Raw genomic sequence first — 13431 nt, 5'->3', positions numbered from 1 at the left:
ATAGCGCCCACAACCAATATACTTATAATGCTTTTTCGTTTCATGAATCTATCGATTTTTTATAATATATGACTTCTATTCCCGTAAAAGCCATCTATTTAAAAGTTCAAAATTGGCTATCTGGGAAAGACTCTGTGTAAATACCAAAATACCAAGAATAATAAGAATACCGCCGAATACAACTGTTATATAATGCAATTTTTCCGCATACCGATTTATAACACCTGCCGCTTGCGCCGCAAAAAATCCTACCAACAAAAACGGCAATCCCAACCCTAACGCATAAGAAAACAAAAGATACAGTGCCGTTCCCGGGTTAGTCGCCGCTAGACCGAGAATAACTCCCAATGCCGCTCCTACACAGGGTGTCCACCCTACAGCAAATGCTGTTCCAAATACAAAGGATGTTACATAGCGCGATTGAAATGTTTTTGTTACGCGTACTGTATGAGATTTTTCAAGAAATGGTAAGGATATAAGACCGGTAAGGTAAAGGCCGAACATAATAATAACAGCACCTCCTACACGGGAAAGCCATTCCTGCAGTGTATATGCTGCCGCCTGCAAAAAACCATTTAGTATTACCCCTAAAACAGCAAATATAACGGAAAACCCCAAAACAAAAAATATGCTGTTTATAAAAATTTCACGGCGCCCAGTTGTATCCGCTGTGTCGAGTGAAGAACCTGCCAAATAAGCCAAAAATCCCGGTACAATGGGAAGCACGCAAGGGGAAAGAAACGACACAATACCGGCACCAAACGCCACAAAAAGAGATACGTCAAACATATTCTGTAATTGTTCCGTTAATTATATATACCATCGTTTACCCGTATCTTATTCAGCAAGAACACTTTTAATCTTCTTCTCAATATCCTCCATACTATAATTCGCTTTTATTAAGTAGTAAACGCTTCCCATCTGCATAACCTCGGAAACCTCTTCCGGCATTTCCACGTTCGTAAGTATAATCACCGGAAGTTTCTCTGTTTGCGGATCTTCCCGTAACGCTTTTAACGTCTCCATGCCATTCATAACAGGCATGATCATATCGAGAAGAATAATATCCGGCATCCAATCCTTTGCCTCTGCAAAACCCTTTTCCCCGTCAAGTGCCGAATGTACCTCGTATCCTATTTTCCCCAGATAATCACTGAGTGTTTTCCCCATTGCCATGTCATCGTCAATAAGGAGAATTTTCTTTTTTGCATCCATAATAATCTTCTAATTTCTAATAATATACCCCGCCACATCTACACCATCATGATACCAAATAACGATACACAAATACATATATCCTTATTTATTAGACACAGAACGTGACTCGCATACCTCTTTATACCTAAAACAGTCAATTGTATGATCATTTACCATTCCGATTGCCTGCATAAAAGCATAACACGTGGTCGAGCCAATAAACTGAAATCCATACTTTTTTAAACATATACTCATAAAATCGGATTCTTTTGTGCGCGCAGGAATATTACTTACATGCTTCCATGCATTCTGCAGTGGAAGTCCCGGAACACAGTTCCATATATACGCATCAAAACTACCGTATGTTTCTTTTATATTAATAATTAAACGGGCATTTTTTATTGCGGCGCATATTTTCAGACGATTACGAATAATCCCGCGGTCATTAAGAAGCGTATGTATTTTTCTATCGTCATACAATGAAATTTTTTTAATATCAAAATTATCAAATGCTTTTCTAAAATTATCTCGTTTATATAAAATGGTTTTCCAGCTTAATCCTGCCTGAAAAGATTCGAGGATAAGAAATTCAAATAATTTTTTATCATCATGTAAAGAAACACCCCATTCAGCATCATGATATGCTGTCATAAGGGTGTCTCCTTTTATCCACGCACAACGACGTGTATGTGAATTTGCGTTTGTTATACCGTTCTTTTTTATATTCATGCGATACTAATTTTATACAAGTTTTGAAAAATCACCTCCTACAGTCATGCTATTCATTACCATAATCTCATCCTTTATATATGACTGATCGGGAAGATCGTTGAGGGTGAATATTTTCTTTCCCAAATAATGTGCGTATCCCATTTCCATAAATGTATGTGCGCCAATGTAATTCTTTTCACCATTTTTTGCAACATTCGCCACAAAGATTGCATCAGAGTTTTTTATTTTATTCATATGCTTACTTATATAAGTTTTTCTCTGCACGCTGTTATTTTCCTGCCTATTATCTTGGGTGGGAAAGAAAACGGTGTGGCCATATTGTTTGAGCTCCTTCCCTATGGCCATAATAGTGTCCATTACGCCTAATGATCCGCAAAGTGTTATTTTCATAATTCCCCTTTTTATTTTTGTAATTTTTATGTATCTTTGCTATTTTTTCCGGTGTTGAATAAACTCGTCCGAGAATCTCACATGTTTCTTGCATAGAATAAAGTGCCGTATCCATATGATGTTATGTAAAGCTTGTAAACGGATTTCCCATCCACCCATGGCGCGTAAGACTATTCAGGCGATTCAAGAGCGACTTATGATACTGCGCCTCTTTATGGTAAGAAAATCCGTGAAGAATTTTGTAATCGATAATTTGATTGACCTTTTTTAATTCTCCTTTAACGAGTCGCACCGATGTAATTTTATTCATGGTGTTTGAAAGACGGTATGCATTAGCAGTACATAATCTATAAAATGCTGTACATCAACACATCCCTTGCCTTTTTATTTAATAATATTCTTATGATAGTTTCTATCCGTACAGCTTGTCAACAATTCTAGTTTTCTAAAGATGTGGATAACTTTTTGACATACCACCCTCTTCGGCGTATTCTACAAGTATTGTTATGACTTTTACTTATTTATTAACCTGTATGCCATGCATATTCTTCAAGAAAAAATTCTTACTCTTGTAAATGAAAAAAATATTAGCGGTATGACGCTTCGAGAAATTGGATCTCATATTGGCGAAAAGTATCCCCAAAAAGTAAAACATCATTTATCCCAGCTAGAGAAAAAAGGTCTCCTTAAAATAGATACGCACAAAAAGTCCATCGAGAAAGTATCCCGCGGACGTATTCATAACTCTCCTCTTGTTTCTGTACCTATTGTGGGAGCCGCCAACTGCGGTCCCGCAACAATATTTGCAGACGAAAATATTGAGGGATATTTAAAAATATCTTCTGCAATTTTGGGCCGCAAAAAAAACATCTTTGCCATTAAGGCGAGTGGTCCTTCCATGAACAAGGCTTCTATTGCCGAAAAAAATATTGAGGACGGAGATTATCTTATTATAGATCCGGATGCCATCGTCCCCCAGAATGGTGATGTTGTGCTTTCCATAATCGATGATACCGCAAATATCAAACGCTATTATTGGGACGCGGAAAATAAACAGATTGTTCTTGTTTCCGATTCCACAAAAGACTTCCCTCCCATCTATATTCATCCCGATGACAATTTTCTTATAAACGGAAAAGTTGTCCAGGTGATAAAAAAACCAAAAATGTAATAATGCCTTACCAAATTTTTGCCCGTTTTTCCGGTAAACGATAAAGTTTATCTTGCTCCGTAACACGAAAAACATTATAAAATTCATCCATATTGGAAACAATATTATTTACCCGCGCTTTCGCCGGTGAGTGCGGATCGACAATAAGCATCTGTGCCGCAAGCTCATCGCGCATCTTACCGCGCTCTCCAATGGCAAAACTGGCAAAAAACCGTGCATCTGGTGTCATGTCATCTATCTGAAGAAATTCCCTTCCTTTCTGTGATTTTTGAAACGCATCATAAGCAATGGTAAGACCGCCTAAATCGGCAATATTTTCCCCTAATGTAAGTTCGCCGTTTATATATTTTCCCGGGAGTACTTCGTACGCATTATATTGCTCGACCAACATGCCGGCTTTTTCTTCAAACTTTCTCTTATCCTCCTCATTCCACCAGTTCTTTCGATTTCCTTTTGCGTCAAATTGACTTCCTTGATCATCGAATCCATGTGTGAGTTCGTGTCCGATTACCGAACCAATTGCGCCATAGTTAAGAGCATCATCAGCGCGCTCATGAAAAAACGGGGGCTGTAAGATGGCGGCAGGAAACAAAATCTCATTGTAGAGCGGGTTGTAATAAGCATTAACGGTTGCCGGAGATATATGCCATTCCGTACGATCCACCGGACGGCCTAATTTGGCAATCATCCGATTCCATTCAAACACCATTGCCCGAAAATAGTTTTTTATATATGAATCGCTTCCTATGGAAAGCGCAGAATAATCCCGCCATGTATCAGGATAGCCCAATTTTCTTTCAATAGCGTGTAATTTTTCAATCGCTTTTTGTTTTGTTTCTTCACCCATCCATGAAAGATTTTTAATACGATCCTCATAGGCAAGAATGAGATTATCAACCAATTCATTAATACGCTCCTTTGCTGTTTTGCTGAAATAACGTTTTACATACTCCTGACCAATACATTCTCCCAATACGCCATCAAGCACCGTAATTACGCGTTTCCAGAGCGGACGCAACTCTTTTGCACCACCAAGCACACGTCCGTAAAATGCAAAGTTTTCATTAATGAATTCTTCACTTAAAAAAGGAGCGGCGGCGTGAACAAGACACCACGTAAGATATAAACGCCAGTCTTCGAATGATAGCGTTTGTAATAGTTTTTCTATCGCTGTGAAAAATTCCGGCTGATCTACAATAATTTCCTGCTCCGTATCCGGAAGATTAACGGCAGAAAAATATGCCGCCCACGGAATAGCGGGATACGATATTGCAAGATTCTCACGCGTCATTTTATTGTGCTGTGCCGCTATATCCCGAAGCTTGGTACGCGTCATGGATACTTCAGCAAGCGCATGCTCAATAGCATAAACACTATCCGCGCCCTTTCGGGCTTCTTCTTCATTTTTACCAATAAGCAAAAATATGCGCACTATGTGAGATACATACTTCTGCCGAATTTGTTCCCGCTCACTGTCTTTTGCAAGATAGTACTCTCTGTCCGGAAGTCCGATACCCGCCTGATGCAGGCGAAAAATCATAACATCCACATTTTTATCATCCGATTCTATATAGGGCATCCACAAAGCACCGATACCCAGAGTATGGAAACGGGCGAGTGTCTGAATAACATCTTCTTTCGTATCAACATTCGTTCTATACAGCTCTTCTTGAATGGCTTTTATACCATGCTCATTTCGCGTACTCATATCCATTCCCGTTTTATAAAAATCACGGATTTTTTGCTCATTACTCCCCTTTTCCCTATTGTTATCCTCCAGCAAATCTTCCGCAATCTCTCTTAGTTGAGCATTGCTCTGGTCGCGAAGAATATAAAACGTACCCCATGTACTTTCCGCGGGAGGTATTTCTGTACTCTCCAACCATCCGCCGTTTACATACTGAAAAAAATCGTCTCCGGGAGACACTGATTCGTCAAAATCTTCTTTGTCGATATGGTTCATGTATGACAGCTACTGTTTATGAAGCCAGTATACAGGAGGAAAAAGATATCTTCCAGTACCCCTTTCATCCCTCATAACCACATCCCCTTAAACATAGCAACCACCTAAAACATATAGAAATTACAAACAAAAACCAACCTATAATCAAGTGGGTAATCTTTTTATGCATAGGCCATATATGTACCAAGAAATCCACACCGAAAGCGGGAGGAGAATTGTCATTTGGAGAACCGGTGAAAGCCCTATTCCCAAAAAAGGAATAATCGGCATGGCGTCCGTATACTCCCACCGCATGAAGAAAAACGCCTTATATTCCACAAAAACACTTATGAAAAATCCGAGAACGGCAAGGCCGATATAATCGCGCGGGTGCATCGAAAAAAGCGCCCGCGGCAAATCCCTAAACAGTGCCACCACGCCAAGCGCAAGAAAGGTGTATAGTACGTCTCCTAAGGACGCGTACAATACGATAGGCAGTCCGGTTATATGTTCGTAGCCAGTATACAATTCCACATGCAACGATTCCCATACTACATGCAGAGCGAGTGATACGAAAATAAGAATATAAAAAAATCCTGTCTGTTTCATATCCTTAATACTCCCTCGCATGCCGAATAAAATCAAATAATCATGCCTTTCCAAACCGCCGCACCCTGTTTATTATAGATTTATGTTCGATTTTATTGATCTAAAAACAGTATTCCTTATTACTCATTTGTTCGGCGTTGCTATCGGCGCGGGAGGCGCTTTTACGTCGGATGCCATGTTTTTTAAATCCGTGCGTGATGAACGCATATCAAAAACGGAACTGGGGTTTCTTACCCTGGGAAGTTCCATGGTTATTATCGGGCTCATCTTTCTTATCCTTTCCGGTGCCGGTCTATTTTTTCTTGATATGGAAATGTATCTTTCTTCTTCCAAGTTTCTCTCTAAAATGACTATCGTTCTTCTTATCGTCATAAACGGCGTTATATTCCATAAAAGCCATTTGCCCCGCTTATTTCGGCACTTAAACCATCATCTTCCTTCTTCTGATGAATTTATTCGACATCGCGTATTTCTTCTCTCAAGCGGCGTTGTTTCGGCTGTTTCGTGGACATTTGCCATTATATTGGGGACTCTCCGAGACGTTCCGTATTCATATACGGTAATCATGCTTACCTATTTGCTGATTCTCTCCGCCGGCGTATGCTTCGTATATTTCGCAAAAAATTGGATGCTGATTCACCATCGGAAGCGGTAGCATTCAGAAACAACCTCCCTCTTACGCATTACCGTTTGCCAATAACAGCCCTATTCTGTTGTTACGCCATCAAAATGTTCTTCATGCTCATCTGCTTTCGTTTTCTGCAGAACACTATCCTTGTGTTCCGGAGGAGAATATACTGTATAAAGCTTAAGGTCAACAGAACCCGTATTTACAACTGTATGACGCGTGCCTTCCGGAATTATAACGGCATCATCCGCTTTTACATTATGCTCAACGCCGTCGAGTATCACCACACCTTCCCCCGCCTCAAAGCGTATAAACTGATCAAGATCATGCACTTCCTCCTCGATTTCCTCGCCCGGGCGTATATTCATAATAACAAGCTGACTGTGTTTTGCCGTATATAAAACTCGCCGATAATCGGTATTATCTTTTGTAGATTTTTCAATGTTAATGATATATCCTTTCATATTGTTACTAGGTTAGCTTATACCCGATAATACATCTTCTTCATTAAAGGGAGATGTCCGGTAATTGTAGTGCCGTGCCGACAATCGGATCGACAAAAAAGATTGCAAGATATCTTACCGAAACAAAACGGAACCACCGTCAAAAACGAGATTAAAGATAAGTTCGCCCTTGCTTGTAAAGAAAAACGATCCCGTATCCCTAAGCATGGAAGCAAATTCCTGCTCTTGAGATTCTTCACAAAACTTTTTTGTCGAAGCAATGTCCCCAAATGTGATTGTATCGCCTTCGACTTTATACTGTCCAATCATGGCGTTGCAATCCGTTGTGGCAGAAAACTCGCCGTTTGCAAAACTGATGGTAAACGCTTCTGGATTACGCGGTACCAACTCCGTGTCATTATTATAGACCGTCTTAATCCATGTCCATACATTCATATCAAGCGTCATACGGGACGGATCGGCTTCACCTTCGAATTGCTGAACAACCTCGCCAAACTGCATGGTGTTCGGATCAAGCAGTATATATAAACTTTTGGCATAAGACGGTTGAACGGCAAATGCTTCACCGGGCGCACGATCCGCATAATTAATAATCACAATTTTTCCGGTACCCGGTTCGGTTGTTTGTGGGGCAATACGGTCGCCCAGAAATATCCCTTCCGATCCAACATAACCGGTTTCCATATTAAGTGCCGCAACTGCATAAAAGAATACGCCCGAACCTCCTGTTTCTTGCGTAAGCAGAAAAACAACATCTTCCCTGCCATCATCATTGAGATCTTTATAAAGCTCATTGCCAAAATACCGCACTACTTTCTTTGAAGCGGATCCGGGCGCAATCTCCTTTTCCGCCAATCCATCAACTAACGTAAATGATTCTCCGGCAATAACGTAGGTTGCGTTAAGAGGATCCGAAACACTCATTACAGTCTCCGGACTTGCTATATGCGTATAAACATACCATCCGCCAAAAACTATTCCTGCTAAAACAAAGAATAAGATTATTTTTTTCATATATGTATAGGTTAACATCTTACGAGTAGACGATATACAAACCCGTCACCCAACCGTGAGATATTTATTATTTTACAAACACTACCGGAATTTCAAGTGCATCATCATGCTCGGGTAGTCCGGAAGGATTGTCCTTTTGAAGAATAAGAGTTCCTCTGGTGCTGTAGACATTCTCATCCACCGTAAACACAAGTACGGCCTTAAACGGTACGAAGTCCGTTGTCATCCACTCTCCCTCGGCCGTGGCAATTCCTTGGGCAATTATGCGACCATCCCAGTCGGTAAGAAATACAGGAAAACTTGCTTCAAAAAACCAACTGCCCCGTGCTTCTCCTATAATGGTAAGAGGGCTTTCAATACTCTGATTGGGGCGCGGCGAATTAATACGGATGAGATCCGCTTTTTCAAGCTCGTTACCTATATGTTCGGTGTATGTTTCTCCTGCATTCCGGCACCTGCGGGGATATGACTCCATAACCAAATTACCCGCCGCCACACATTCTTCAAAATTTGTTACGATCGAATCAGGTATCGCCGCCTCTTTTTTCGTAACCTTCCACGCTACGCCAAAACCGGCAACGACTAGTATGATGATAATAATTGAAAATGTCTTTCTCATATAATACTGTATACCATATTACCTCCATAAAAAGGATAGAGGAACATTATACTGTATTTATGATTTGAGTTGAGAGCGGCACTGCCACATACATAGCTCGGCATGAAAACAGAAAAGATGGTGACGATGGCATAAGAAAATCATCAACAAAAAAACCACATGCGAGGGTGGTTTTTTTGTTGAGTGTAAATTATTTATTTTCTTAAGCGTGAGAAGTTATATCAAGATTGCAGCTGTGGTGCTCTTTAAGCCACACTTCGCATTTCTCCGTCCACTCTTTTTCTTTGTACCGATAGACGCAGATTTCACACTAATAGAACGTTGCGTTGTTTTCATTAAGAATCTTGATCATGGATTTATTCGTACCTCAACTCAATTTTATCACCATCCTTCATTTCATACGCCTCGAACTCGTTTGCTTCTTTTCCGTTCACGGTCATGCTTGTGAGTGTTCCGAAGTCCTTCATCATGTCCTTGCCCCATATAGCGAAGAAGTTGCCGAGTGTCGTGTCTTCTAGCGTCACACGACCGGGAAACTCAAGATGGATGATACCGTCCGGTTCGTGCGTGTGCATAGCGGTCATGCGCATGCTTTGGTCGAAGGTCGGCATGGATGCATACTGCGTCCCTATGCCGATGTTTGGGGGAATATCTTGCTTCTCGCCGTTCACGTAGATGGTCAGTTCTGGATGCCAGTGCACGCCACGTGTTGAGATAACATTTGGATCGCTTGATTGGAGCGACTTTGACCACCATACCCCTCCGGCAAGAAGCAGTATGGCGATACCGCTGATGATAAGTATATTTTTCATAATGGTTGTTTAGTTTGTATTAGTGGCGATGCTCACTATCTCCACCGCAGCCGTCAGAGAGATTCCAGAGTTCAGTCAACTGCTCGCCAGTAAAGCCGTGATTTTGAATAAGGTACTTACCCAAGCCTCCGTACACATACCAGCGCCAACATTGGCAACAGCACGGACCTCTTTCGTTTGAGTTCAGCATCGCGTAGTCGTATGCCGCTTGTTCTTCCGGCGTCAGGATGAGGTCGTAGTAGCCGATGAACTCTTGGGCGAGTCCTACTTCAATGTCGTATGGATTGTTCGGAATGAGATTGATGTCTTGCCCCGGAACTGATTTGAATTTTTCCAGGCCTTCCACTTGTTCGGAGTAGCGATGCAGGCTCATGGGCGAACAGCACGACCCTTTGAGATGTGCCTCGGACGGCATGGCGGCTATGGATTCCTTGAATCCTCCCGAACAAGATGAGTTGCCGTTTTGTGATAAATCCTCGAACTTCGCGGCAAGTGCTGTTTTCGTAACCCCGCTGATGCCATGTTCGTCTTGTCCGCTAGGAGAATCTCCGAGAATGAATACCCCCGCGATAAACAAGAAAACTATGGTTCCAGCGAATATCGTTTGTTTGTTCATAGTTATGATTCGCATGTTAATGGTTCAGTAATTTTCCTGGCGGTGATCGCAAGTGATATAACAAGTAATCCGACACTCACAACACCGAACTCTCCTCCTTTGAGTGGTAGAAGCGCTATTGCACCCGTCGCTCCGAATGAAGCAAGTATTGTCATGAGGAGGAAGGATCCACAAGCTGCACATCCAACACCAAGGATGCCACTGAACACGCCACCAAGTCCCGTAGCAAGAGTGCCACCTCCAAGTTGTGCTTGTCTCTTCCTTATAAGATAGACAATCATCGCGACAAGTATTCCGAAGAGAATGGCAATAGCAATTGTGTATCCTGCAGAAAGCACACTAAAGTTGGTACCGATACCGCCAAGTAAGCTCATTATGAGTTTAAGTTTTGCTACTATCGGAGCACTTGAAGTGGTGAATACGTCAATGATGAGTCCGAGATTCGGGAACCACACTGCAAACACAAACGCAAAAAGCGTAAGTACGCTTGCGAGCGCGATGTAGGAAGTATGTGCGAACACCTCCGTAAACGCTTGTTTGATGTTGTGCAGATGGGTGCTCATAGTTATTTCTCTTGGAGCGCAAGATCAATGAACTGCTTCACTGATGCGTACGGCTGTGCGCCCGAGAGCGGGTATTTTTTACCACTCTTTGTAACAACAATACTCCATGGAGTACCGTTTCCGCCGGTTGCAATACCGTTATCGAGATTTGCTTGAATGTGGTCATCGTACCTTCCACTTGTGAGACATGAAGCAAACTGTGGTTCGTTAAGTCCAATCTCACGCGCGATTTGCGGCAGTACGGTAGCCGTGTCTGTTTGATTATTTGACGGCGTCAGCTCGAAGAAGCGATCAGTAAACTTCCAGAAAGCATCGTTACCGCCAAGCTCTGCGGCACACTCTGCCGCCAACGCTTCCGAGCGCGCTTTTGAGTGAATGGAATCGAGCGGAAAGTGCCGATAGACCCATGCAACTTTGTCGCCATACTCATCAACAATTCTCTGCATAGTCAAATGGAATCCTTTACAGAACGGGCATTCGTAATCGGAATACTCGACGATTATAACTTGGGCATTCGGATTGCCGCGAATATGGTCCTCGCTTGTAATGGGAGCCATCTGATCGAGATTTCCTGATTGCTGTTGTTCAGCAACTTGCGGCTGCCGGTTTTCTGCAATGCCCGCCTTATTACTAGTGCCCATGTAAACAGCTCCGGCAATGAGTACTCCGGCAATGACAATTGCTATGGGGATTGATAATATATTTGTTTTTGATGATTCTTCCATAATTAATTGAGTATGATTAAGGATTAATAAACGGCAAAAAACCGCTTTGCTTTTTGCTAACGAGAGCAGCTGTATTTAGAAAATCTTTGGGTGGAGAATGCCGTTTGAGAATGCTTCTTGAAGTGAATGCATTATTGGCATGCGCCGTTTGTAGTATGCAAATACTGGTTGTAACAAGACGAGTGCTTGAGGTGGGGCCATACTCTGATATGACCGAATGAAAAAAGCACTAAGCGCGAGTAAAGCAAAAAGAAGCAAGACAAAATCACTCTGACTCGGTATCGCAGTGAACATACTCTGCCACGTGGCGATATGCTCAAATGGATTCATTTGACAGAGCGATGCCGTCATGCCGGGCATGAAGCAGTTACTTGAGGACATTTGTCCATCCGGACCTGTTGCCATGTTTGTATGTCCCAACCCAAAAAAACTGACAAGAAAGAACGCCAGAACAGCGAATAGAAGGAGGTACTTTGAAATCGGCGAAACAGTTTTCATTAATTAAAATTATAGCTGATTTTGGAAGAAAGAAAAACCACCCTCGCGGGTGGGTTTTTCTTTCTGGATACTGCACTCAACAGGTATGCCGCGACGGGCTTTGGCACCCTAATGTATGCACTAAGCTCTGTGGAGCTCCAGTGCCCTAAAGTTTTGCATCCAAATCGAAGATTTGACAGGTATGTACCACGCCCGTGCGCGGGCTTTGGCACCTGAAGTTTTTACCACGAGGGCACTTCTTGTTTTCTAACTCCTTTCGGTTATAAGTAAACAAAATCGTATAGTCGCTGCGTTTCTTTATAATGTATGCGCTAAGCTCTGTGGAGCTCCAGTGCCCTAAAGTTTTGCATCCAAATCGAAGATTTGGGCAAAATTTGGGCTGGCCGAGTCGAGCTAGAACCGTGGTCGATCAAGCCCCGCAAGGTTATTTTCAACTATTTTATTTTACCAATTCGACGCTCTTCGAGCACGTTAACAAACACTCGGGCAAGACACCTTACCTTTTACGAACGTCATCCTTTATATATCTCACAATTTCAGGAAAGCTGGAGATATTGAAGTGTCCGTTCTTGCTTTTGTAAATAATGATATTCGCATCGGGTAGCTTCTTGCTATATTTATCAGCATGAGACACAGGGACACAATCATCATCCTTTGAGAACATCAGATAAATATTTTTAGCGTTGTGAGTGAGTTTAGACAGGTCTTTAGATAGATTAAAACCTCCAACTAAATCTTCTCCAATCAGATCATTATCAAAAGGAGGACATACTAAGAATGCAGAAACTGCTTTCTTAGGTAATTTATTTTCTGATAGCCATTTAGCCAAGAAGACACCACCGAGTGATTCTCCAATGAGAATAAATTTCCCTTTCAAAAATGGAAGGTGTCTTTCAAAGTGAATTTTCCAATCTTCGTACATAGCATTGTCTTGTAACGGCATCCTTGGCCTAATGATCTGGAAATTTCGCCCTAGCTTCTCATCTAAATACTTGCCCGACCACTTTACCTTCTTATCAATCGATATCTTCCTATTCCTTAAGAAACTTAGATAATCTTTCTTATTTTTAAACGTCATCCCTCCATGGATGCACAGAATGTTAGTTTTTTTATTCATAGTTTTATTTTATCGCAACCGCCATATTTTTATAACAAGTTGCCTACAACGCACCTTGAGCGCACGAGATCGCTACGCTCCTTGAGCATAAACACTACGCACGAACTGGCTGCCGGACTAGGACTCGAACCTAGAATAATTGGACCAGAACCAATCGTGATACCATTTCACTATCCGGCAATAGGTACTCATAATGTAACGTATGAAAGATGATTAATCAACCAAAAAGAAAAGCCCCGAAGGGCAGAGAAAAATGAAGAGGGAGCGGACAAGGCCAGCTTAATTCAGGAGGAGAGAATTGCTTATGACCCTGTCCGCTTACGGCAGGTAAAGA

Annotated in this window: 18 protein-coding genes and 1 tRNA gene; 2 read left to right on the top strand and 17 right to left on the bottom strand. The window is 41.9% G+C overall.

What is annotated here, in order from left to right:
- Positions 1 to 75 precede the first annotated feature (75 nt).
- The 5 genes from COU90_01805 to COU90_01785 all read right to left on the bottom strand — a co-directional run bounded on the left by COU90_01805 (position 76) and on the right by COU90_01785 (position 2629).
- Positions 76 to 789, bottom strand: coding sequence for a cytochrome C biogenesis protein (locus COU90_01805; GenBank protein PJE64555.1), 714 nt, complete (start codon positions 787 to 789; stop codon positions 76 to 78).
- A 48-nt stretch (positions 790 to 837) separates the two neighbouring features.
- Positions 838 to 1215, bottom strand: coding sequence for a response regulator (locus COU90_01800; protein PJE64554.1), 378 nt, complete (start codon positions 1213 to 1215; stop codon positions 838 to 840).
- 84 nt (positions 1216 to 1299) lie between these two features.
- Entirely contained in the window at positions 1300 to 1926 is a 627-nt protein-coding gene (locus COU90_01795; protein ID PJE64553.1) for a DNA-3-methyladenine glycosylase I, read from the bottom strand.
- A gap of 12 nt (positions 1927 to 1938) precedes the next feature.
- Entirely contained in the window at positions 1939 to 2319 is a 381-nt protein-coding gene (locus tag COU90_01790; protein ID PJE64552.1) for a hypothetical protein, read from the bottom strand.
- Positions 2320 to 2440: 121 nt separating this feature from the next.
- Positions 2441 to 2629 (bottom strand): hypothetical protein, encoded by a 189-nt coding sequence (locus tag COU90_01785; protein PJE64551.1) that lies wholly within the window; start codon positions 2627 to 2629, stop codon positions 2441 to 2443.
- A 228-nt stretch (positions 2630 to 2857) separates the two neighbouring features.
- Between COU90_01785 and COU90_01780 the strand changes: the two genes are divergently transcribed.
- Complete coding sequence (locus COU90_01780) at positions 2858 to 3490, top strand: hypothetical protein (protein ID PJE64550.1); 633 nt, start codon at positions 2858 to 2860, stop codon at positions 3488 to 3490.
- A gap of 7 nt (positions 3491 to 3497) precedes the next feature.
- Here COU90_01780 and COU90_01775 read toward each other — a convergent pair whose 3' ends face one another.
- Together COU90_01775 and COU90_01770 are read right to left on the bottom strand one after the other, a co-directional pair.
- Complete coding sequence (locus COU90_01775; protein ID PJE64549.1) at positions 3498 to 5453, bottom strand: peptidase M13; 1956 nt, start codon at positions 5451 to 5453, stop codon at positions 3498 to 3500.
- Between the two features lie 144 nt (positions 5454 to 5597).
- The gene (locus tag COU90_01770; protein ID PJE64548.1) at positions 5598 to 6095 is read right to left on the bottom strand and encodes a hypothetical protein; all 498 of its coding nucleotides are present in this window, start codon (positions 6093 to 6095) and stop codon (positions 5598 to 5600) included.
- Between the two features lie 28 nt (positions 6096 to 6123).
- On the opposite strand from COU90_01770, the gene COU90_01765 reads away from it, so the two are divergent.
- Positions 6124 to 6696, top strand: a complete 573-nt coding sequence (locus COU90_01765) for a hypothetical protein (GenBank protein ID PJE64547.1) — start codon at positions 6124 to 6126, stop codon at positions 6694 to 6696.
- 50 nt (positions 6697 to 6746) lie between these two features.
- Here COU90_01765 and COU90_01760 read toward each other — a convergent pair whose 3' ends face one another.
- The 10 genes from COU90_01760 to COU90_01715 all read right to left on the bottom strand — a co-directional run bounded on the left by COU90_01760 (position 6747) and on the right by COU90_01715 (position 13277).
- Complete coding sequence (locus COU90_01760; GenBank protein ID PJE64546.1) at positions 6747 to 7133, bottom strand: cupin domain-containing protein; 387 nt, start codon at positions 7131 to 7133, stop codon at positions 6747 to 6749.
- Between the two features lie 114 nt (positions 7134 to 7247).
- The gene (locus COU90_01755; protein ID PJE64545.1) at positions 7248 to 8165 is read right to left on the bottom strand and encodes a hypothetical protein; all 918 of its coding nucleotides are present in this window, start codon (positions 8163 to 8165) and stop codon (positions 7248 to 7250) included.
- 49 nt (positions 8166 to 8214) lie between these two features.
- Complete coding sequence (locus tag COU90_01750; GenBank protein PJE64544.1) at positions 8215 to 8766, bottom strand: hypothetical protein; 552 nt, start codon at positions 8764 to 8766, stop codon at positions 8215 to 8217.
- A gap of 356 nt (positions 8767 to 9122) precedes the next feature.
- Positions 9123 to 9578, bottom strand: coding sequence for a hypothetical protein (locus tag COU90_01745; GenBank protein PJE64543.1), 456 nt, complete (start codon positions 9576 to 9578; stop codon positions 9123 to 9125).
- A gap of 19 nt (positions 9579 to 9597) precedes the next feature.
- Entirely contained in the window at positions 9598 to 10194 is a 597-nt protein-coding gene (locus COU90_01740) for a hypothetical protein (GenBank protein PJE64542.1), read from the bottom strand.
- A 2-nt stretch (positions 10195 to 10196) separates the two neighbouring features.
- On the bottom strand, positions 10197 to 10757 hold the full coding sequence (locus tag COU90_01735) for a hypothetical protein (protein PJE64541.1): 561 nt from the start codon (positions 10755 to 10757) through the stop codon (positions 10197 to 10199).
- A gap of 2 nt (positions 10758 to 10759) precedes the next feature.
- The gene (locus COU90_01730; GenBank protein PJE64540.1) at positions 10760 to 11482 is read right to left on the bottom strand and encodes a disulfide bond formation protein DsbA; all 723 of its coding nucleotides are present in this window, start codon (positions 11480 to 11482) and stop codon (positions 10760 to 10762) included.
- A gap of 75 nt (positions 11483 to 11557) precedes the next feature.
- On the bottom strand, positions 11558 to 11980 hold the full coding sequence (locus COU90_01725; protein ID PJE64539.1) for a hypothetical protein: 423 nt from the start codon (positions 11978 to 11980) through the stop codon (positions 11558 to 11560).
- A 496-nt stretch (positions 11981 to 12476) separates the two neighbouring features.
- Positions 12477 to 13097 carry a hypothetical protein gene (locus tag COU90_01720; protein ID PJE64538.1) on the bottom strand — a complete coding sequence of 207 codons (621 nt, stop codon included), beginning with the start codon at positions 13095 to 13097 and terminating at the stop codon, positions 12477 to 12479.
- Between the two features lie 106 nt (positions 13098 to 13203).
- Positions 13204 to 13277, bottom strand: a tRNA-Gln gene (locus COU90_01715).
- Positions 13278 to 13431 lie beyond the last annotated feature (154 nt).

Source organism: Candidatus Ryanbacteria bacterium CG10_big_fil_rev_8_21_14_0_10_43_42, from assembly GCA_002793915.1.
Lineage (GTDB): Bacteria > Patescibacteriota > Minisyncoccia > Ryanbacterales > 2-02-FULL-48-12 > 1-14-0-10-43-42.
Note: the sequence above shows the minus strand (reverse complement) of the source record. Positions and strands in the feature narration are given on the sequence as shown.

Excerpts from the sequence above, each read along its gene's own strand:
- COU90_01805 (PJE64555.1), bottom strand. The coding sequence starts at position 789 with ATGTTTGACGTATCTCTTTTTGTGGCGTTTGGTGCCGGTATTGTGTCG.
- COU90_01800 (PJE64554.1), bottom strand. The coding sequence starts at position 1,215 with ATGGATGCAAAAAAGAAAATTCTCCTTATTGACGATGACATGGCAATG.
- COU90_01795 (PJE64553.1), bottom strand. The coding sequence starts at position 1,926 with ATGAATATAAAAAAGAACGGTATAACAAACGCAAATTCACATACACGT.
- COU90_01790 (PJE64552.1), bottom strand. The coding sequence starts at position 2,319 with ATGAAAATAACACTTTGCGGATCATTAGGCGTAATGGACACTATTATG.
- COU90_01785 (PJE64551.1), bottom strand. The coding sequence starts at position 2,629 with ATGAATAAAATTACATCGGTGCGACTCGTTAAAGGAGAATTAAAAAAG.
- COU90_01780 (PJE64550.1), top strand. The coding sequence starts at position 2,858 with ATGCATATTCTTCAAGAAAAAATTCTTACTCTTGTAAATGAAAAAAAT.
- COU90_01775 (PJE64549.1), bottom strand. The coding sequence starts at position 5,453 with ATGAACCATATCGACAAAGAAGATTTTGACGAATCAGTGTCTCCCGGA.
- COU90_01765 (PJE64547.1), top strand. The coding sequence starts at position 6,124 with ATGTTCGATTTTATTGATCTAAAAACAGTATTCCTTATTACTCATTTG.
- COU90_01760 (PJE64546.1), bottom strand. The coding sequence starts at position 7,133 with ATGAAAGGATATATCATTAACATTGAAAAATCTACAAAAGATAATACC.
- COU90_01755 (PJE64545.1), bottom strand. The coding sequence starts at position 8,165 with ATGTTAACCTATACATATATGAAAAAAATAATCTTATTCTTTGTTTTA.
- COU90_01750 (PJE64544.1), bottom strand. The coding sequence starts at position 8,766 with ATGAGAAAGACATTTTCAATTATTATCATCATACTAGTCGTTGCCGGT.
- COU90_01745 (PJE64543.1), bottom strand. The coding sequence starts at position 9,578 with ATGAAAAATATACTTATCATCAGCGGTATCGCCATACTGCTTCTTGCC.
- COU90_01740 (PJE64542.1), bottom strand. The coding sequence starts at position 10,194 with ATGAACAAACAAACGATATTCGCTGGAACCATAGTTTTCTTGTTTATC.
- COU90_01735 (PJE64541.1), bottom strand. The coding sequence starts at position 10,757 with ATGAGCACCCATCTGCACAACATCAAACAAGCGTTTACGGAGGTGTTC.
- COU90_01730 (PJE64540.1), bottom strand. The coding sequence starts at position 11,482 with ATGGAAGAATCATCAAAAACAAATATATTATCAATCCCCATAGCAATT.
- COU90_01725 (PJE64539.1), bottom strand. The coding sequence starts at position 11,980 with ATGAAAACTGTTTCGCCGATTTCAAAGTACCTCCTTCTATTCGCTGTT.
- COU90_01720 (PJE64538.1), bottom strand. The coding sequence starts at position 13,097 with ATGAATAAAAAAACTAACATTCTGTGCATCCATGGAGGGATGACGTTT.